Below are 19,435 nucleotides of genomic sequence, written 5' to 3' on the forward strand. Positions count from 1 at the left end.
CGGGAGGCGCCGCAGCCGAAAGCGAGCCGTCAGCTCGCCTCGGCGAGGAGGGAGAGCTGCTGGGAGGCGACCGCGCTCGCCTTGTCGGTCAGCGCGGTCGGGTAGTCGCCGGTGAAGCAATGGTCGGTGAATTGCGGCCGCGCCGGATCGCGCGCCTCGCAGCCCATGGCCCGGTAGACGCCGTTCACCGAGAGGAAGGCCAGCGAATCCGCGCCGATATAGGCCCGCATGCCTTCCAGGTCGTGGGTGGCGGCCAGCAGCTTGTCGCGGTCCGGCGTGTCGATGCCGTAATAATCGGGATGGGTAATGGGGGGCGAGGCGATGCGGAAATGCACCTCGGTGGCCCCGGCATCGCGCATCATGCGCACGATCTTCACGGAGGTGGTGCCGCGCACGAGGCTGTCGTCCACCAGCACGATGCGCTTGCCCTCCACCACGGAGCGGTTCGCCGAATGCTTCATGCGCACACCTTGGTCGCGCACGCTCTGGGTGGGCTGGATGAAGGTGCGGCCCACATAATGGTTACGGATGATGCCCAGCTCGTAGGGGATGCCGGACACCTGGGAATAGCCGATGGCCGCAGGCACGCCGGAATCCGGCACGGGCACGATCACATCCGCCGGAGAATGGCTCTCCTGGGCCAGCACCTGGCCCATGGTCTTGCGGACCTGGTAGACCGAGCGGCCGCCGACGATGGAATCCGGCCGGGCGAAATAGATGTACTCGAAGATGCAGGGGCGCGGCTGCATGGGCGGGAAGGGCTTGTGCGACTGCACGCCGTCCTCGTCGATGACGATCACCTCGCCATTCTCGATGTCCCGCACATAAGTGGCGCCGATGATATCAAGCGCGCAGGTCTCGGAGGCGAGGATGTAGGCGTTGTCCAGCCGGCCCAGCACCAAGGGGCGGATGCCCAGGGGGTCGCGGGCGCCGATCAGCTTCTTATTGGTGAGGGCCACCAGGGAATAGGCCCCCTCCAGTGCGCGCAGCGCGTCCACGAAGCGGTCGATGAAGCGCGGCTTCTTGGAGCGCGCCACCATGTGCAGGATCACCTCGGTATCCGTGGTGGACTGCATGATCGCGCCTTCGCGCACCAGCTGCTTGCGCAGCGTCAGGCCGTTGGTGAGGTTGCCGTTATGGCCCACCGCGAAGCCGCCGCCTTCCACTTCCGCGAACAAGGGCTGCACGTTGCGCAGCAGGGTCTCGCCGGTGGTGGAATAGCGCACATGACCCACCGCCACATGGCCGGGCAACCGGTCGATGACGCGGGAATCGGAGAAGGTGTCGCCCACGAGGCCGAGGCGTCGTTCGGAATGGAAGCGCTTTCCGTCATAGGCGACGATGCCAGCGGCTTCCTGCCCGCGATGCTGGAGGGCGTGAAGGCCGATGGCGGTGATGGCCGCCGCATCGGGGTGATTGAACACGCCGAAGACGCCGCATTCCTCGCGCAGCCGGTCGCCGTTCAGATCGGCATCCCAATCCACGGCATTGCCGACGCCATGCGCGTGCGAATCCCCGCTGTCCATGTCCATATCCTCCGCTCGGCGGCTCACTGGCCGTTGCCGCGCGTGCTCTCCAGCAACTGGTCGATTCCCTGTCGGTCGCCGCGCCGGTATCCGACAGTCCCGCTCGCCGTCGTGGCGTTCGGTCCCGTTGCAACAGTGGTACCCCCGGCTCCCCCGTCGGTGCGCTGCCCGCCGGGTGCCTGACCCGGCGCTGGAGGCGTTGTATCGCCGTCCTCGCTACCGGGCGAGCGCTTCAGCCGCTTAAGAATGGTGTTCTCGGGGTCATCCGGCAACAGGGAGACCAGCCAATTCCCCGTGTTTTGCAGCACGGGGCGCGATTTTGCGTTCAGCGCCCACGGCGGCTGGCTCTTATCCGGGACCAGCCAGTTGAAGAACAGGAAGGCCACCACCATGACCAGGAGCCCGCGGGCAAGGCCGAACGCGAAGCCCAGCGTGCGATCCAGCGCGCCGATTCGGCTGTCCAGCACCATGTCGGAGATGCGGGCGCTGATGATGGAGACAATAAGCAGGGTGCCGAGGAAGAGAACTCCCACCGTCACCGCCAGGGCGACCGTGTCCTGCGTCACATACTGCTTCGTAATGGGAAGAAGCTGCGGATAGAAATACGCAGCAACGGCCGCCGCGGCGACCCATGAGACAATGCTGAAGACCTCGCGCAGCAGGCCTCTCACCATGGCGAGCAGGCCCGAGATCAGCATGACGGAGATGACGATCAGATCCAGCAACGTCACAGGCATGGGCGCGGCAGAAGCTCCGATACACCCGCCGCAGAATCAGCGGGAAAGCGGAGCCATGATGCCATGGATGCCGCGTTGGCGGGACGTATAGCTTGCGCGGCCGCCCGCGTCATCCCTCGTCGGGCTTTCTCAGCCCTCTTGCCGCGACATCGCTGCCCTGCGTGGCGCGCGGGCCGCTATACCGGCTACCAACGCCGCAAGGGAGGAAACCTGTTCCACGCGGATAGCACCGTCCGCCCCATCGGCGCCGGCCGGGGGCGCAACCGCCTGGGCAAAGCCCAGCTTGGCGGCTTCCTTGAGCCGCGCCGCTGCCTGGGACACCTGCCGCACGGCCCCGGTGAGGCTGACCTCGCCGAAATAGACCGCATCCGCCGGCAAAGGCGCGCCGGTGAGGGAGGAGACGAGGGCGCCCGCCACCGCAAGGTCCGCCGCAGGCTCGCCGATCTTCAGGCCGCCGGCCACGTTCAGATAGACGTCATGGCCGCCGAGCTTGACGCCGCAGCGCGCATCCAGCACCGCCAGCACCATGGCGAGGCGGTTACTGTCCCACCCCACCACCGCCCGGCGCGGCGTGCCAAGGCTGGAGGGAGCCACCAGCGCCTGGATTTCCACCAATATGGGCCGCGTGCCTTCCATGCCGGCGAACACCGCCGTGCCCGGGGCACCCGAGTCGCGGTTGGAGAGAAACAGTTCGGAGGGGTTCGCCACCTCGGAGAGGCCGCGCCCGGTCATCTCGAACACGCCGATCTCATCGGTGGGGCCGAAACGGTTCTTCTGGGCGCGCAGGATGCGGAACTGGTGGCCGCCATCGCCCTCGAAGGAGAGCACCGCATCCACCATGTGCTCCACGACGCGGGGGCCGGCGATCTGGCCGTCCTTGGTGACGTGGCCCACCAGGATCACGCAGGCGCCGGTCTGCTTGGCGTAGCGCACCATGAGCTGGGCGGAGGTGCGCACCTGCGTCACCGTGCCCGGCGCGGACTCCACCGTGTCGCTCCACATGGTCTGGATGGAATCGATGACCACGAACCGCACCGGCGGCCCGGCGGAGAGCGTGGCGAGGATGTTCTCGGCATTGGTTTCAGCGGCGAGCCCAACTTCCGCGCCGCCGAGCCCGAGTCGGCCGGCGCGCAAGCGCACCTGGTCCACCGCCTCTTCGCCCGAGACATAGACCACCCTGTGCCCGCCTTCCGCCAGTGCGGCGGACGCCTGCACGAGGAGGGTGGACTTGCCGATGCCGGGGTCGCCGCCCAAGAGCAGGATGGAGCCCGGCACGAAGCCGCCGCCGGCCACCCGGTCCAGTTCACCGATGCCGGAAACGAGGCGCGGCGGGGGCGTGCCCTCGCCCTTCAGGCTTTCCAGAGCTACCGCCCGGCCCTTGCGGCCGGAGCGCTGGACGGCGGGCACGGAGGCGGCAATCGCGACCTCCGGCTCCTCGGCGATGGTGTTCCACCCGCCGCACGCCTCGCACTTGCCCTGCCAGCGGTTATAGACCGCCCCGCAGGACTGGCAGGCAAAGGTGGGAGGGCGTCTGGCCATGAAGTTCCCGGCGCCGCGAGGGCGGTGAGTCGCGGGGAGGAGTTTAGAGCGAAGCGCAGACCCTTGTCCTGGACAAGCGACGCCGCAGGCGGAGCGCCGATCCGGGACCCAGCGCAAAGGACCGCCGAAGGCGCTTCACCCCGCCGACGCCGCCACGCGGCGATGGCGTAAAGGCGCTGGTCGCGAATTGCCGGCTTCGCCGGAGCTTTGCGCTGGGTCCCGGAGCTACGCTCCAGCTTCGCTGTCGCTTGTCCAGGACAAACAGGCCCCGAATCCCGTTCCGGGAAACGAAAGCGGATGAAAGATCCTCACCGCGGGGCGAGGATCATGATCATCTGGCGGCCTTCGAGCATGGGCTCGGCTTCCACCTTGGCGACGGTGGAGACGTCCTCGCGCAGCTTCTGGAGCAGCTTGAAGCCGATATCCTGGTGCGCCATCTCACGGCCACGGAAGCGCAGGGTGACCTTCACCTTGTCGCCCTCTTCGAAGAACCGCTCCATGGAGCGCATCTTCACTTCGTAATCGTGCGTATCGATGCCGGGGCGGAGCTTGATCTCCTTGACCTCGACCACCTTCTGCTTCTTGCGCGCCTCGCTGGCCTTCTTCTGATTCTGGTACTTGAAGCGGCCGTAATCCAGGATCTTGCAGACCGGGGGGGCGGAATTGGGAGAAATCTCGACCAGATCCAGCCCAGCCTCCTGGGCCAGTAACAGAGCGTCACGGATAGCCATGACTCCCTTGTTCTGCCCCTCACTGTCGATGAGCTGAACTTCGCGGACGCGGATCTCCTCGTTGACGCGCGGTCCATCCTTCTCCGGCGCGACGGGTCTCATAGGGCGACGAATGGCGACGTTCTCCTCTGTGATTGAACTCTTCTCGACCCCGGTTCTCGCCGTCGCGCGTGGGCGCGCCCCCGAAAAACAGTCGAGTGAGCAGGACGTGAAGATCGTGACTATTGGCCCCGAAGTCAATGTCCTGCGGGCTTCGGAAGCTGCGTAAACGTGCTGCGGCGCGGCAGCGGAACCCATCAGCCACAGTTCAGCCGCCTTCGGGCGGCAATCCGGGGCTTTCGGATTCGCCCCGAAGCCGCTCGGCTCCGGCGCGCCACGGGCCTTTGCATGATCGCTTTCAACGCAACGCTTGGCCGGCTTTCGCGACGCGCCGCCTTCTGCGCCGCGACGCTGGCCGGAGCGAGCGCGCCGGCCCTCGCGGACGGCAGCCTCCAGGCGAAATACGCCCTCTCCGTCGCCGGCATCGAAGTCGGCCGGGCCACGCTGATCGTCCAGGCCACCGATACCACGTTCGAGATCGCCGGCACCGGCAAGGTCTCCGGCATCCTGCGCGCGGTCTCCTCCGGCAAGGGCACCGCCGCCGCCCGCGGCACCATGGAGGGCGGCAAGCCCACACCCACGGTATTCGCCGTCAACACCGAGGCGGACGGCAAGGTGGAGGCGGTCCGCATCGGGTTCGCCGGCACCGCCGTGAAGGAACTGGAGGTCGATCCTGAGCCCAAGCCCCTGCCGGACCGGATCGAGATGACGGACGCCCATAAGGCGAATGTCATCGACCCCATGAGCGGCGCCTTCGTCGCCGTGCCGGGCACGGGAAGCCTCCTCTCCGCCGCCGCCTGCACCAAGGCGATCCCGATCTTCGACGGCCGCCAGCGCTATGACGTGACCCTCACCTTCCTGCGTATGGAGGATGTGAAGGCGGATAAGGGCTATGCCGGCCCTGCCGTTGTGTGTCGCGTGGGCTACGTTCCTGTGGCGGGCCACCGCCCTACCCGCTCGACGGTCAAATACATGCAGGCGAACAAGGAAATGTTCGTGTGGCTGGTGCCCATCGCCGGCACCCGCCTCATGGCGCCCTTCAAGGTCTCCATCGCCACCATGATCGGTACCGCGGTGCTGGAGGCCACCAGCTTCGAGACCTCCGTGCGGGAGAAGGCCGTGCCCGTGAGTACGCCGAAAAGGTGAAGAGGGGGCGCTGACGGGAATCCGCTACATTCTGTCCACACCCACTAGGAGTAGTACGGGGTGAAACGGGAACTTTTCGTAGACTCGATTCGACCGCGATTCGTTCTAGACTCGTTCTAGGTATTTTGCCGGCGCCAAGAGATGTGCTTCGCCGGCCAGATGCCGGCTCCAGCCCCCTCATCCGCACTGCTTTCGGCAACACACCATGGGATGCGGCGGCGTGCGGCGACCATTAGCCCGCGTTGACACCCCACCCGCCGCCAGTGTTCCCTTGATACCAGCGCGATCCCTCGCGCAAGAGGACATCATGGCTAAAAAGCGAGCGGGGCAGGACACGGCATTGTCGTCTCCTCGGGGCGTGAAGACGCTGGCGGAAGCAAAAGCCTGGATGGCCGCCCGCGGCATCACCGAAATCGAATGCACCGTGCCGGACCTTGCGGGCGTGGCGCGTGGCAAGATCATGCCGGCGTCGAAATTCTTCTCCTCCCCGGTGATGAACCTGCCGCTCTCCATCTTCTTCCAGACCATTTCGGGGGAATATCCCGACTATGAGGGGCTGGTGGATTCGGTGGTGGCGGATTCCGACCTCGTCATGGAGCCGGACTTCTCCACCCTCTCCACCGTGCCGTGGGCGAAGGATGCGACCGCCCAGATCATCCACAACGCCTATCACCGCGACGGCCGCCCCGTGGAGCTGGCGCCCCGGCAGGTGTTGAAGAATGTGCTCAACCTCTACGCCAAGCGCGGCTGGAAGGCCGTGGTGGCGCCGGAGATCGAATTCTATCTGGTGGAGCCCAATACGGACCCGGACTATCCCCTGAAGCCGCCGGTCGGGCGCTCGGGCCGGCCGGAGATCGGCCGCCAGTCCTATTCCATCCAGGCGGTGAACGAATTCGACGCCCTGTTTGAGGACATCTACGATTATTCCGAGGCCCAGGGCCTGGAGATCGACACGCTGATCCACGAGGACGGCGCGGCACAGATGGAGATCAATCTGCGCCACGGCGATCCTTTGGAGCTCGCCGACCAAGTGTTCCTGTTCAAACGCACCATCCGCGAGGCGGCGCTGGCTCACAAGATCTACGCCACCTTCATGGCGAAGCCCATCGCCAACGAGCCGGGCAGCGCGCTCCACATCCACCAGTCCATCATCTCCGCGGAGACGGGGAAGAACATCTTCTCCGACGAGGATGGCGACCCGACGCCGGAATTCTTCTCCTTCCTCGCCGGGCACCAGAAATACCTGCCCTCGGTGATGTGCATCCTGGCGCCCTATGTGAACTCCTACCGGCGCCTCACCCGCGATTCCATGGCGCCCATCAACGTGCAGTGGGGCTATGACAACCGCACCGCCGGCCTGCGCGTGCCCCCGGCCCCGCCGGCCGCGCGGCGCGTGGAGAACCGCGTCCCCTCCTCCGACGCCAACCCCTATCTCGTGATCGCCGCCTCGCTCGCCTGCGGCTATCTCGGCATGGTGAAGGGGCTGCGCCCCACCGAGCCTTTGGAGGGCGACGCCAAGAACCTCGATTTCGACCTGCCGCGCGGGCTGCTGGAGGCGGTGGCCGCCTTCGAGGCGAACGAGGATCTCTCGGAAGTGCTGGGCCGGAGCTTCGTCACCACCTATTCGGCGGTGAAGCAGGCGGAGTTCGAGACCTTCATGCGCGTCATCTCCCCCTGGGAGCGCGAATATCTGCTGCTGAACGTGTGAGGCGAAGAACGCCTTGCCGCCCCACGACCGTGAATCCCCTCTCCCGCTTGCGGGGGAGGGAGTTGCGCCGCGAGCAAGGCGACGACCCCATGAGCGAGCAAGAACATCCGCGGTCCTGGTACGCCGCGACAGCCCATGCGCTGCCCGAGCAGCCGCAATTGCGCGACCATATCGAGGCCGACGTCGCCGTCGTCGGCGCCGGCTATACCGGGCTCTCCGCCGCCCTCCATCTTGCGGAAAAAGGACTGAAAGTGGTGGTGCTGGAGGCGGGCCGCATCGGCTGCGGCGCCTCCGGGCGCAATGGTGGGCAGCTCCATTCCGGCCAGCGCCGCGACCAGGAGTTTCTGGAAGAGGCTGTGGGCAAGGACGATGCCCGCAAGCTCTGGGCCCTGGCCGAGGAAGCCAAGGCGCTGGTCCACGACCTCATCGCCCGCCACGATATTAAGTGCGACTACCAGTCCGGCCTGATCCATGCGGACCACAAGGCCCGCTATGTGGCCCACACCCACGCTTATGCCCGGCACCTCGCCGACGCCTATGGCTACGACAAGGTCGAGCCTCTCAACCGGGAGCAGATCCATGCCCTCGTGGGCGCGCCCGCTTATCATGGCGGCGCCATCGACCATGGGGCAGGCCATCTCCACGCGCTGAACTTCACCCTCGGCCTTGCCCGCGCGGCCATGGAGAAGGGTGTCCAGATCTATGAGCGCTCCCGTGCGGTGCGCTTCGAGGACAACCATGGCCTTGCCGTGGATACCGCCGATGGCGGGCGGGTGCGGGCGCAGTTCCTCCTGCTGTGCGGCAACGGCCTCATGGACGGGCTCGACCAGGTGGTGGACGAGCATGTCATGCCCATCAACAACTACATCGCCGTCACCGAGCCCCTGGGTTCGCGCGCAAAAGGCATCATCGCCAATGGCGCGGCGGTGGCGGACAGCCGGTTCGTGGTGAATTATTTCCGCCTCACCCCGGACAACCGCCTGCTGTTCGGCGGCGGCGAGAGCTACCGGCGGGGCCTGCGCGAGAATGTCACCGAATTCGTGCGCCCTTTCCTGCTGAGCATCTTCCCGCAATTGGCGGATGTGAAGCTGGACTATGGCTGGGGCGGAACGCTGGGCATCACCATGACGCGCCTGCCCTTCGTGCGGCGCCTCTCGGACCATGTGCTGGTCTCGGCCGGCTATAGCGGCCAGGGCGTGGCGCTCGCCCCGCTCTACGGCAAGATCCTCGCCGAGGCCATTGCCGGCCAGATCGGCCGGCTGGACCTTCTCGAGCGCCTGCCCGTGCCGGGCTTCATCGGCGGCACGGCGCTGCGCTACCCCCTGCTGGTGGCGGGGCTGACATATTATGCGCTGAGGGATCGGCTCTAGAGTCTCATCCGACGGACGTGCCCAGCCTTGTGGCCCTTCCGGGCCAATGCTATGCGGCGCGGATGACCGCCAGCGCCCAGAAGAACATCCGCAACTTTTCCATCGTCGCCCATATCGACCATGGGAAGTCCACACTCGCCGACCGCCTGATCCAGATCACGGGCGGGCTGACCGAACGCGAGATGACGGACCAGGTGCTCGACAGCATGGACATCGAGCGCGAGCGCGGCATCACCATCAAGGCGCAGACGGTCCGCCTCTCCTACAAGGCCAAGGACGGCGAGACCTATACGCTCAACCTCATCGATACCCCCGGGCACGTGGACTTCGCCTATGAGGTGAACCGTTCGCTCGCCGCCGTGGAGGGCTCGCTGCTGGTGGTGGACGCCTCCCAGGGAGTGGAGGCGCAGACGCTGGCCAACGTCTACCAGGCCATCGACAACAATCACGACATCGTCCCGGTCCTCAACAAGATCGACCTGCCCGCCGCCGAGCCGGAGAAGGTGAAGGCGCAGATCGAGGACGTGATCGGCATCGACGCCTCCGACGCTATCGGCATCTCGGCCAAGACCGGGCTGAACGTGGACCAGGTGCTGGAAGCCATCGTCACTCGCCTGCCTCCGCCCATGGGCGACCGCGACGCGCCGCTCAAGGCGCTGCTGGTGGACAGCTGGTACGACACGTATCTGGGCGTCGTCGTGCTGGTGCGCGTGGTGGATGGCGTGCTGAAGAAGGGCCAGCACATCAAGATGATGCGCACTGAGGCCACCTATGACGTGGACCGCGTGGGCGTGTTCACGCCCAAGATGGTGGCCATGGCGGAGCTCGGCCCCGGCGACATCGGCTTCCTCAACGGCTCCATCAAGGAGGTGGCGGACACCCGCGTGGGCGACACCATCACCGAGGAGAAGCGCCCCGCCGCCGAGCCGCTGCCGGGCTTCAAGCCGGCCCAGCCGGTGGTGTTCTGCGGCCTGTTCCCGGTGGACGCCGCTGCCTTCGAGGACCTGCGCGCCGCCATGGGCAAGCTGCGCCTCAACGATGCCTCCTTCTCCTTCGAAATGGAGACCTCGGCGGCACTGGGCTTCGGCTTCCGCTGCGGGTTCCTGGGGTTGTTGCACCTGGAAATCATTCAGGAACGGCTGGAGCGCGAGTTCAACCTCGACCTCATCGCCACCGCACCCTCGGTCATCTACGAGATCGAGATGAACGACGGCTCGGTGATCGACATGCACAATCCGGCCGACATGCCGGACGTGGTGAAGATCAAGGAGATCCGCGAGCCCTGGATCCGGGCCACCATCCTCACCCCGGACGACTATCTCGGCAGTGTGCTGAAGCTCTGCCAGGACCGGCGCGGCAACCAGATCGAGCTGACCTATGTGGGCGCGCGCGCCATGGTCACCTACGACCTGCCGCTCAACGAAGTGGTGTTCGACTTCTACGACCGGCTGAAGTCCATCTCCAAGGGCTATGCTTCGTTCGACTACAACATCACCGACTATCGCGAGGGCGACCTCGTGAAGATGTCGCTGCTGGTGAATGCCGAGCCGGTGGACGCCCTCTCCATGCTGGTCCACCGCGCCCGCGCCGAGCACCGCGGCCGGGCCATGTGCGAGAAGCTGAAGGATCTGATCCCCCAGCATCTGTTCAACATTCCGATCCAGGCCGCCATCGGCGCCAAGATCATCGCCCGCGAGACCATCAAGGCGCTGCGCAAGGATGTGACCGCAAAGTGCTATGGCGGCGACATCTCGCGAAAGCGCAAGCTTCTGGACAAGCAGAAGGAAGGCAAGAAGAAGATGCGCCAGTTCGGCAAGGTGGAGATTCCCCAGGAAGCCTTCATCGCCGCGCTGAAGATGGACGATTGAGAGCACTCAAGCGGGGCGGGCATGAAGCCGATCACGCTGACTGCCCACGCGTCGCAGAAGGCGGGCGAAAGAGGCATTCGGCTGGACTGGGTGTCCTCGACGGTTCGCTCGCCACTTTGGACCCTGCCTGACGGCACGGATTCAGATCAGCGCCGCTGCTTCCGCCCCATTCCGGAGAATGGCGGCCGCATCCTTCAGGTGGTCTGCGTGGAGACCGCCAGCGAAATCCGCGTTATAACTGTGTTCTTCGATAGAGATGCGAGGCCGCCATGGCCGACATGACCTATGACCCCGAGGCTGACGCAGTCTATATCTATGTCGGCAAGGGGGAGATCGCCCAGTCTGCCGAGACCGCGTCCGACGTGGTGCTCGACTATGATTCTCAAGGCCGCATCATCGGCATTGAAGTCTTGAATGCCAGCAGCCGCCTTGCGCCCGGTGCATGGCGAAACGCCCGCAGGCCCAATCCGCGAAGCATCGACGCGGCGGAATAAGCACGGCACTGCAACACATCCAAACCTTTGCCTGAACCTTCAAGATGGTGCAGGCTCGGCCATGGCTGTTCGTGTCCACTGAAGGAGCGCACCATGGCTACGTTCGAGGTCTACAAGGACAAGGCTGGCGAGTTCCGTTTCCGCTTCAAAGCATCCAATGGGGAAACTATGTTCTCCTCCGAGGGCTACAAGGCCAAGGCGTCGGCCCTGGCGGCTATCGAGTCCATCAAGAAGAACGCGTCCGACGCCAAGGTGGACGACCATACCAAAGGCTGACGATCGCTCCCGCCGACATTGCTTGAACCCAGATCAAGACCGCATCGCATATCGTTGCGCCGAGCACACACTTTTGCGCGATGCAGCGGCGCGGCTTCACCTTCACCCGGAGAACGTGGCCATCGACGATTGGATCGAGGCCCTGGCCGAATGGACGAGTGAATAGCTGTCAGCCGTCTCGTGACGCCACTATTCCTCCCGCCCCACCACCACAAACGCCGCTCCTGCCACCAGCAGCGAAGGCAGCGTCGCGCCGAGGCCCGGCAGGACGGCGTTAACCACATGGAAGGTGGCGATACCCAGCGCCCAGGCGCCGATGCCGGCGAGGCGCCAGCCGCCGGAAAACCAATAGGCACCGCCTTTGCGATCGATCTCGGCGGTGGCGAGCACCCGGCGGCGGACGATGAAATGGTCCGCCAGCACCACGCCGAACAAGGGCGCGAAGATGGAGCCGATGAGGAGGAGGAAGCCCTCATACTGCGCCAGCGGCACGGCGAGGGCGATCAGGGTGCAGACCACGCCGAAGCCCAGCGCCATCACCGGCACCTTGCCGGGCGTTAGCGTCACGGCGGAGACGGCGGCGGAATGAATGTCGGCGAAGGCGTTGTCGGTCTCGTCCAACAGGATCAGCAGCAAAGCCAGCCCGCCGCCGGCGCTGGCGAGCGCCGCCACCAGCGAGACCTCCCCGCCCGAGGCGAGGCCGTAGGCGGCGCCGAGGCCATAGAACCAGATGTTCGCCACGAGATAGCCCAGCGCGCTGCCCCGGAACATGGCGCCGGGGGTGCGGCCGAAGCGGGTATAATCGGCGATGAGCGGCAGCCAGGAGAGCGGCATCGCCACCACAAGGTCCACCGCGCCGCCGAAGCTCATGTCCCCCGTGCCCGGCTTTTCGAAGAGGCCGGCAAGATCGTTCTGCGCGAGAAGGCGGAAGGTGAGCCACGCCGCCGCCGCCAGTAGCAGCCAGAGGCCCCAGGCCCTCAGGAACCGCCGCACGAAGGAGACCGGCCCCATCACGGCGATCAGGGTGGCAAGGCCGCCGAACAGCAGGGTCCAGAGGCCGGGGAGGGAGAAGCCGAAGGCGGATTTCGCGAGCGCGTCCGCCGCCTCGCCCATGACGATGATCTCGAACGCGCCCCAGCCGACCAGTTGCACCACATTGATGAGGGTGGGCAGGACGGCGCCGCGCAGGCCCAGGGTCGGGCGCAGCATGGCCATGGAGGCAAGGCCGGAATCCGCGCCGATCACCCCCACCGCCGCCAGCAGCACCACGCCGAAGGCGGTGCCTACCAGGATGGCCGCGAACGCCATGCCGAGGCTCAAGGCGGGGGTCAGGAGCGCACCCGCCTGGAGCACCAGCAGGCCGATGCCGAGGCTGAACCACAGCGCGAAGGCATCGCGCGCCGAAAACACCCGCTGCTCCGGCGCGACGGGGACGAGGGGATTATAGGAGGGGGAGGCTGTTTCCATGGGTCACCGGGAAGGCCGCCCCGGCGCCTGGGGCCGCGCGGAGCCGCTATTCCCCTCTAGACCAGCTTTGGGAAAAGTCGAGCCGCGGCGGGGTAATCCGGAGGATTTCCAGGGATGGCAGTTTCCCGCGAACGCCGCGTCGGTCCCTCTCCCGCTTGCGGGAGAGGGAGCCTATGGCTCAGAAAGGAGCGGCTGGCTATCTCTTGCTCACGGGCAGCGCACATACACCATGGTGCCGTAGCGCTTCTGCACTTCGGGATCCATCCAGCGCAGCACCAGCACGTTGCCGTTGAAGCTCACCACCTGCCGGTCGCGCTCGGCACCGGCCGGGTCCTCGGGTGGGCCGATGAAGGTGGGCTGGCCGGGCACCTGCTTCGAGATCACCTCGGTGAGCTTAGTGTCGTCGGCGAGATACATCATCACGCCGCCATTGGGGCCGGCGCTGATGATGTAGGGGTTGCTGCACTGGGCGCGGGCCTGGTTCTCGGTGCGCACCGCATCCTCGGGCCGGTGATAGGCGGCAAGGCCGTAACGACCCACCAGCGCGGACGCGGGGATGGGGCTGGTGAATTGAGGAATGGCCGGGACTGGCGGCGCGGGGGGCTCGGAAGCGCAGCCGGCGAGGGCGAGGGCGCTCACCGCGAAGCCGAAGGCGAGAAGGCGCGAGGAGACGGAGGTCTTCGGAAGGCCGGCACCGCCGGATGGGAGGGAAGGCAGGGACATTCACATACTCCGAGCCGAAGCCAGCACTGCGGCATCGCCGTCACATCGAGGCGATGTGGACCATAAAGCCTGTTGGCGGCGGCGTCGATTCGTGCGCCGCGCATTGCCGGCACAGCATTCCTCAGCCCCCGCTATCGCCCACTCTAGGCTGCGATCTGTTACATAAAGGTAAGGACGCTGCTTGACGGAGGCTGACACCCTGCCTATCTCCGGGCGGCAGTCTGGCACTCCCGCTCGGTGAGTGCCAAAGGCCGCGGGCCGAGGCCCGCAGACATTTGAGAGGATCAGGCCCATGTCCTTCCGCCCCCTGCACGACCGCGTGGTTGTGAAGCGCATTGAAGCTGAACAGAAGACTGCCGGCGGCATCATCATCCCCGACACCGCCAAGGAAAAGCCCCAGGAGGGCGAGGTGGTCTCCGTGGGCCCCGGCGCCCGCGACGAGAGCGGCAAGGTTGTTCCCCTGGACGTGAAGGCGGGCGACCGCGTGCTGTTCGGCAAGTGGTCCGGCACCGAAGTGAAGGTGGACGGCCAGGATCTGCTGATCATGAAGGAAAGCGACATCCTCGGCGTGATCGCCTGAGGTTTCGTTTTTCCGACTAACGAATTTTTCTCTTTCAAGGAGCACGGCACATGGCTGCCAAGGACGTAAAATTTGCGGGCGATGCCCGCGAGAAGCTGCTGCGCGGCGTCGACATTCTCGCCAATGCGGTGAAGGTCACCCTCGGCCCCAAGGGCCGCAACGTGGTGATCGAGAAGTCGTTCGGCGCCCCGCGCATCACCAAGGACGGCGTGACCGTCGCCAAGGAAATCGAGCTTGAGGACCGGTTCGAGAACCTCGGCGCCCAGCTGGTCCGCGAAGTCGCTTCCAAGACCAACGACAAGGCTGGCGACGGCACCACCACCGCGACCGTGCTGGCCCAGGCCATCGTGAAGGAAGGCGCCAAGGCGGTTGCCGCCGGCATGAACCCCATGGACCTGAAGCGCGGCATCGATCTCGCCGTCGCCGCGGCCATCAAGGACATCCAGGCCCGCGCCAAGAAGGTCTCCTCCTCCGCGGAAGTCGCGCAGGTCGGCACCATCTCCGCCAACGGCGATGCGTCCATCGGCGAGATGATCGCCGGCGCCATGCAGCGGGTCGGCAATGAAGGCGTGATCACGGTCGAAGAGGCCAAGACCGCCGACACCGAGCTGGATGTCGTGGAAGGCATGCAGTTCGACCGCGGCTATCTCTCCCCGTATTTCATCACGAATGCGGAGAAGATGATCGCCGAGATGGAAGATCCCTATCTCCTCATCTTCGAGAAGAAGCTCTCCGGCCTCCAGCCCATCCTGCCCGTGCTCGAAGCCGTGGTGCAGTCCGGCAAGCCGCTGGTGATCGTGGCCGAGGACGTCGAGGGCGAGGCCCTGGCCACCCTGGTCGTCAACCGCCTGCGCGGCGGCCTGAAGGTTGCGGCCGTGAAGGCTCCCGGCTTCGGCGACCGCCGCAAGGCCATGCTGGAGGACATCGCGATCCTCACCGGCGGCCAGGTGATCTCCGAGGACCTCGGCATCAAGCTTGAGAATGTCACGCTCGACATGCTCGGCCGCGCCAAGAAGGTGATCCTCGAGAAGGAGAAGACCACCATCGTGGACGGCGTCGGCGAGAAGGCCGACATCGATTCCCGCATCGCGCAGATCAAGGCGCAGATCGAGGAGACCTCCTCGGACTACGACCGCGAGAAGCTCCAGGAGCGCCTGGCCAAGCTCGCCGGTGGCGTCGCGGTGATCCGCGTCGGCGGCTCCACGGAAGTGGAAGTCAAGGAGAAGAAGGACCGCGTCGACGACGCCCTGAACGCCACCCGCGCTGCGGTGGAAGAAGGCATCGTCCCCGGCGGCGGCATTGCGCTGCTGCGGGCCAAGAAGGCCGCCGAGCAGGTGACCTCGGACAATCCCGACATCCTCGCCGGCATCAAGATCGTGCTGCGCGCGCTCGAGGCCCCCATCCGGCAGATCGCCGAGAATTCGGGCGTCGAGGGCTCCATCGTGGTCGGCAAGGTGCAGGACTCCAACGACCAGAACTTCGGCTTCAATGCGCAGACCGAAGAGTATGTGGACATGATCGCCACCGGCATCGTCGATCCGGCGAAGGTGGTGCGCACCGCTCTGCAGGACGCGGCTTCCGTGGCCGGCCTGCTGGTGACCACCGAGGCGCTGGTCGCCGACCTGCCGAAGAAGGACTCCGGCATGCCTTCCATGCCGGGCGGCGGCATGGGCGGCATGGACTTCTGAGGACGTCCATCACGTAAAACGGAAAGGGCGCGGCTTTCGCCGCGCCCTTTTTGTTTGAAGCCCAACCTTTTCAGGCGTCATCCCCGGACTTGATCCGGGGATCTTTCCCCCAAGGTGGAGGGAGATGCTCGGGTCAAGCCCGAGCATGAGGGCTACCGTGGAACGCGCTGCCTTCACTCAATACCCGACAGTGAAGCGCGTCCTGGAATGGCGCGGCTGCTCGATCTCGTCCACCAGCGCCACCGCGAAATCCTCGAAGCTGATGAAGCTGCGGCCGGAGGCGGAGGTGAGGAGCTGGTCGCCGCCCAGCCGGAACTGCCCGGTGCGCTCGCCCGGCACGAATTCGGCTGAGGGCGACAGGAAGGTCCAGTCGAGCGCGGGCTCCGCCTTCAGCAATCCCAGGAAGGCGCCGCCCGCCTTCGCCTCGGCCAGATACACGGCAGGAAAGCCCGGCGCGTCGTAGAGGGCGACACCCGGCGACACCTCAAGGCTGCCCGCGCCGCCCACCACCAGATAGCGCGGCACCCCGGATGCCTTCACGGCGGCGATGAGGGTTCCTGCATCGCTGGCCGTGAAGTGAATGGCCGTGACCACCGCGTCATGCCCTTTCAGCAGCGGCGACAGCCCCTCGACCGTGCCGGCATCCCCCGCGACCGCCGTGACGCCCGGCGCGGCCGCGATGCGGGAGGGGTCGCGGGCGATGGCAGTCACTTGATGCCCGCGCGCGGAAAGCTCTTTCAGGACGCGGGAGCCCACGGCGCCGGAGGCGCCGACCAATGCGATCTTCATGTGAGGACACTCCATCTGGTATCTGATAGAAACCAGATGGAGGAAAAGAGAGTAATATGTAAGAAGGCACTTTGCAGTCATCTGGTTTCCCGCGGGAAACCCGAGACGAGGGACAGGACATGCTGAACCCGGACCCCTTCCAGGCCCAATGCCCCACGCGCGTCATCCTCGACCGCATCGCCGACAAATGGACGGTGCTTCTGCTCACCGCCGTCGCCGAGCGCCCGACCCGCTTCAACGCCTTGCGCCGGCGGGTGGAGGGCGTGTCGCAGAAAGTGCTGTCGCAGACCCTGAAGAGCCTGGAGAGGGACGGCCTCGTCACCCGCCATGCCTATCCCACCGTGCCGGTAACGGTAGAATATGCCATCACCCCGCTCGGCGCCTCGCTGGAGCGCACGCTGGCGCCCCTCGCGCATTGGGCGAGCGAGCATATCGACCAGATCGCCAAGGCCCAGGCGCAGTTCGACGGGCGCAAGGCGGCTTAGGAACTTTGCCCATCGGGCCCCCTCTCCCGCTTGCGGGGGAGGGCTGGGGAGGGGGCACTTCAAGCAGAGCAACGCATCAAGGTCTGCGGCGGGCACCCTTCCCCCTCCCTAACCCTCCCCCGCAAGCGGGAGAGGGAATAAGGCAGTGCTCCCCGAGAGGTGAGCGCCGGCGGCCCGCCTTGTCAGGGAGCACCACGCGCTATTTCCGCGCCCGGAACCCCACGAAGCCGCCGTCCGCGTCGTAGAGATAGTCGAACCCGTTCAGCAGGCGCACGCTGGTGTTCACGAACACCCGGTGCGCGTGCGGCACCAGGACGATGTGCTCGGGTGCGAGGAGGTTCGTCCTATCCCCCACCGCGAAGCCATAAGCCGGGCCGCCCGGCGCGCCGAAGGCGATGTCGAGACGGGCGCCGGCGTTGAGCGCCCGCTTGCCGTCCGCCCCCCGCGCGATCTGGCCCGCCTGCTGCTCGGGCGGCAAGGTGAGATACATGGTGGACACCCCCGTATCCACCAGGGCCGTCCCGCAGGCCGGGGGCTGCCGGCCGGCGAGGGACAGGCAGGCAGGGGTCGCGGCCCAGTCGGGGAAATCCTTGCTCTTCTCAAGCTTGATGAACGAGAAATCCTTCGCCGTATCGGGATTGAGCCCCAGCGTGACGCCGCGTTTCGTCACCATATAGCCGCGCCGCATGGCGCCGGGCTTATCCACGCTGCCCATGTCGGGAAGGCTGAGGAAGGGGTTGCGGTCCGGCGCGCTCTGCATCTGCCGGTCGCCCTGCCGGGCAAAGCCCACCCCCAGCATGGCGATGCCTGTGGGATCCATGCGCGGCTTGCAGTTGCGAGCGGTCTTCAGGCAGTCCACCCGCTTCACCGCCAGCACGGGCATGGGCCGCGTCGTCACTTCCGCGCCGTTGGTGCCGGCGATGGTCACGGGCGCCATCACCCAGTCGCCGGTCATCACGCGGCCCGAGCTCGTATAGGTGAGCGTGCCGGGGCCGACGACCGGCAGCGTGTCCAGGTCCGGGATCAGCCGCGCCGCCACCACGATGCCGGTGGAGCCGGTATCCATGGTGGCCCGCACCGCCCGCCCGCCAATGGACAGGCTGAGCGCGGGAGGATGGGTGATGGGATCACCCGCCAGCGGGGCGTTGAGGTAGGGCAGGAACACGGTCTTGCCCGCAGCCGGAAGGTCAGGGGCGGTCTGCGCCCCGGCGGGCGTGAGCGGGGCGGCAAAAGCGAGAAGCGTCGCGAGGGTGAGGAAACCAGTCTTCATGCGGCACCGGCGGGAGGAGCGCGTTTCGGCAGGGCCGGGGGGTTGCCCCGGCCGCTTGATACCATCAAGCTCCCCTTCCCTGCCCCAACATCGTGGCGATCATGCGCACCGAAATCACCGGCTCCACGCTTCCCGTCCTGCAAGTCACCCTTTCCCCCGGAGAGACGCTGATCGCCGAGCCGGACCGGCTCTCCTGGATGACGCCCAACGTGGTGCTCAACACCACCATGGCCACGGGCGGCGCCAGCGGCTTCTTCGGCGCCATCGGCCGCGCCATCTCCGGCGGCGGCCTGTTCATGACCGAGTTCACCGCCCAGGGCGGAGAGGGCCTCGTCTCCTTCGCCGCCACCGTGCCGGGCAACATCCTGGAGGTGGATGTGGCCTCCGGCCGGGGCTTCATGGTGCAGCGGAGCGGGTTCCTCGCCGGCGCCCACGGGCTGGAAATCTCCGTGGGCTTCCAGCAGTCGCTGGGCTCGGGGCTGTTCGGCGGCGAGGGCTTCGTGCTCCAGCGCCTCACCGGCCACGGCAAGGCGTTCGTGGAGCTGGGCGGGGAGATCGTCTCCTATTCCCTGGAGCCGGGGCAGAGCCTTCTCGTCCATCCCGGCCATGTGGGCATGTTCGAGGAGAGCGTGAACTTCGAGATCACCATGATGCGCGGGGTGAAGAACATGCTGTTCGGCGGCGACGGCCTGTTCCTGGCGCAGCTCACCGGGCCGGGGAAGATCTGGCTGCAATCGCTGACGCCGTCGAAGCTGGCGCACGCGCTCCAGCCGTATCTGCCCACGGCGGAGCGGCGGTAGGTCGGAGAGCCGTGTTCTCTTCGGATCGTCATGGCCGGGCTTGACCCGGCCATCCACGGGGCTCCGCGAGAGACGGCCAACGGCGAGACGTGGATGCCCGGGTCAAGCCCGGGCATGACGGCGGTTCTTATGGGAGGCG

Annotated in this window: 20 protein-coding genes; 12 read left to right on the top strand and 8 right to left on the bottom strand. The window is 66.4% G+C overall.

Translation table 11 applies throughout. The features are described from left to right. Nucleotides 1–29 precede the first annotated feature (29 nt). The 4 genes from purF to infC form a co-directional block, all read right to left on the bottom strand. Complete coding sequence (purF, locus tag ABLE91_RS08795) at nt 30–1,526, bottom strand: amidophosphoribosyltransferase (RefSeq protein ID WP_348930422.1); 1,497 nt, start codon at nt 1,524–1,526, stop codon at nt 30–32. A 23-nt stretch (nt 1,527–1,549) separates the two neighbouring features. After that, nucleotides 1,550–2,263 (bottom strand): CvpA family protein, encoded by a 714-nt coding sequence (locus ABLE91_RS08800; protein ID WP_348930423.1) that lies wholly within the window; start codon nt 2,261–2,263, stop codon nt 1,550–1,552. Nucleotides 2,264–2,392: 129 nt separating this feature from the next. After that, nucleotides 2,393–3,802, bottom strand: a complete 1,410-nt coding sequence (gene radA, locus ABLE91_RS08805; protein WP_348930424.1) for a DNA repair protein RadA — start codon at nt 3,800–3,802, stop codon at nt 2,393–2,395. Between the two features lie 308 nt (nt 3,803–4,110). Next, on the bottom strand, nt 4,111–4,647 hold the full coding sequence (infC, locus tag ABLE91_RS08810; RefSeq protein WP_348930604.1) for a translation initiation factor IF-3: 537 nt from the start codon (nt 4,645–4,647) through the stop codon (nt 4,111–4,113). Here infC and ABLE91_RS08815 point away from each other — a divergent pair. The 8 genes from ABLE91_RS08815 to ABLE91_RS08845 all read left to right on the top strand — a co-directional run bounded on the left by ABLE91_RS08815 (nt 4,646) and on the right by ABLE91_RS08845 (nt 11,494). Then, nucleotides 4,646–4,801 (top strand): hypothetical protein, encoded by a 156-nt coding sequence (locus tag ABLE91_RS08815; RefSeq protein ID WP_348930611.1) that lies wholly within the window; start codon nt 4,646–4,648, stop codon nt 4,799–4,801. The genes infC and ABLE91_RS08815 overlap by 2 nt on opposite strands. Before the next feature lie 119 nt (nt 4,802–4,920). After that, entirely contained in the window at nt 4,921–5,778 is an 858-nt protein-coding gene (locus ABLE91_RS08820) for a DUF3108 domain-containing protein (RefSeq protein ID WP_348930425.1), read from the top strand. A 307-nt stretch (nt 5,779–6,085) separates the two neighbouring features. Beyond that, nucleotides 6,086–7,486, top strand: a complete 1,401-nt coding sequence (locus ABLE91_RS08825) for a glutamine synthetase family protein (RefSeq protein ID WP_348930426.1) — start codon at nt 6,086–6,088, stop codon at nt 7,484–7,486. 89 nt (nt 7,487–7,575) lie between these two features. Then, complete coding sequence (locus ABLE91_RS08830; protein WP_348930427.1) at nt 7,576–8,856, top strand: NAD(P)/FAD-dependent oxidoreductase; 1,281 nt, start codon at nt 7,576–7,578, stop codon at nt 8,854–8,856. Between the two features lie 62 nt (nt 8,857–8,918). Next, nucleotides 8,919–10,724 (top strand): translation elongation factor 4, encoded by a 1,806-nt coding sequence (gene lepA / locus ABLE91_RS08835; protein WP_348930428.1) that lies wholly within the window; start codon nt 8,919–8,921, stop codon nt 10,722–10,724. Between the two features lie 21 nt (nt 10,725–10,745). Further along, on the top strand, nt 10,746–11,006 hold the full coding sequence (locus ABLE91_RS28945; protein WP_510181922.1) for a DUF4258 domain-containing protein: 261 nt from the start codon (nt 10,746–10,748) through the stop codon (nt 11,004–11,006). Next, complete coding sequence (locus ABLE91_RS08840) at nt 10,994–11,218, top strand: DUF2283 domain-containing protein (protein WP_348930429.1); 225 nt, start codon at nt 10,994–10,996, stop codon at nt 11,216–11,218. The genes ABLE91_RS28945 and ABLE91_RS08840 overlap by 13 nt, the downstream gene beginning before the upstream one ends. 93 nt (nt 11,219–11,311) lie before the next feature. Next, nucleotides 11,312–11,494, top strand: coding sequence for a YegP family protein (locus ABLE91_RS08845; protein ID WP_348930430.1), 183 nt, complete (start codon nt 11,312–11,314; stop codon nt 11,492–11,494). A gap of 189 nt (nt 11,495–11,683) precedes the next feature. On the opposite strand, the gene cytX is transcribed toward ABLE91_RS08845, so the two are convergent. Both cytX and ABLE91_RS08855 read right to left on the bottom strand, forming a co-directional pair. After that, the gene (gene cytX / locus ABLE91_RS08850; protein ID WP_348930431.1) at nt 11,684–12,961 is read right to left on the bottom strand and encodes a putative hydroxymethylpyrimidine transporter CytX; all 1,278 of its coding nucleotides are present in this window, start codon (nt 12,959–12,961) and stop codon (nt 11,684–11,686) included. Nucleotides 12,962–13,168: 207 nt separating this feature from the next. Next, entirely contained in the window at nt 13,169–13,684 is a 516-nt protein-coding gene (locus ABLE91_RS08855; protein ID WP_348930432.1) for a hypothetical protein, read from the bottom strand. Nucleotides 13,685–13,976: 292 nt separating this feature from the next. Here ABLE91_RS08855 and groES point away from each other — a divergent pair, with 292 nt between their 5' ends. Then, nucleotides 13,977–14,264 (top strand): co-chaperone GroES, encoded by a 288-nt coding sequence (gene groES / locus ABLE91_RS08860; protein ID WP_348930433.1) that lies wholly within the window; start codon nt 13,977–13,979, stop codon nt 14,262–14,264. 50 nt (nt 14,265–14,314) lie between these two features. After that, nucleotides 14,315–15,952 carry a chaperonin GroEL gene (groL, locus tag ABLE91_RS08865; protein ID WP_348930434.1) on the top strand — a complete coding sequence of 546 codons (1,638 nt, stop codon included), beginning with the start codon at nt 14,315–14,317 and terminating at the stop codon, nt 15,950–15,952. A gap of 177 nt (nt 15,953–16,129) precedes the next feature. On the opposite strand, the gene ABLE91_RS08870 is transcribed toward groL, so the two are convergent. Further along, complete coding sequence (locus ABLE91_RS08870) at nt 16,130–16,741, bottom strand: NAD(P)-dependent oxidoreductase (RefSeq protein WP_348930435.1); 612 nt, start codon at nt 16,739–16,741, stop codon at nt 16,130–16,132. A 119-nt stretch (nt 16,742–16,860) separates the two neighbouring features. Between ABLE91_RS08870 and ABLE91_RS08875 the strand changes: the two genes are divergently transcribed. Further along, complete coding sequence (locus ABLE91_RS08875) at nt 16,861–17,226, top strand: winged helix-turn-helix transcriptional regulator (RefSeq protein ID WP_348930436.1); 366 nt, start codon at nt 16,861–16,863, stop codon at nt 17,224–17,226. 199 nt (nt 17,227–17,425) lie between these two features. Here ABLE91_RS08875 and ABLE91_RS08880 read toward each other — a convergent pair whose 3' ends face one another. Further along, nucleotides 17,426–18,496 carry a hypothetical protein gene (locus ABLE91_RS08880; protein WP_348930437.1) on the bottom strand — a complete coding sequence of 357 codons (1,071 nt, stop codon included), beginning with the start codon at nt 18,494–18,496 and terminating at the stop codon, nt 17,426–17,428. Nucleotides 18,497–18,597: 101 nt separating this feature from the next. On the opposite strand from ABLE91_RS08880, the gene ABLE91_RS08885 reads away from it, so the two are divergent. Beyond that, complete coding sequence (locus tag ABLE91_RS08885) at nt 18,598–19,296, top strand: TIGR00266 family protein (RefSeq protein WP_348930438.1); 699 nt, start codon at nt 18,598–18,600, stop codon at nt 19,294–19,296. Nucleotides 19,297–19,435: the final 139 nt, after the last annotated feature.

Source organism: Aquabacter albus (assembly GCF_040049275.1).
Classification (GTDB): domain Bacteria; phylum Pseudomonadota; class Alphaproteobacteria; order Rhizobiales; family Xanthobacteraceae; genus Aquabacter.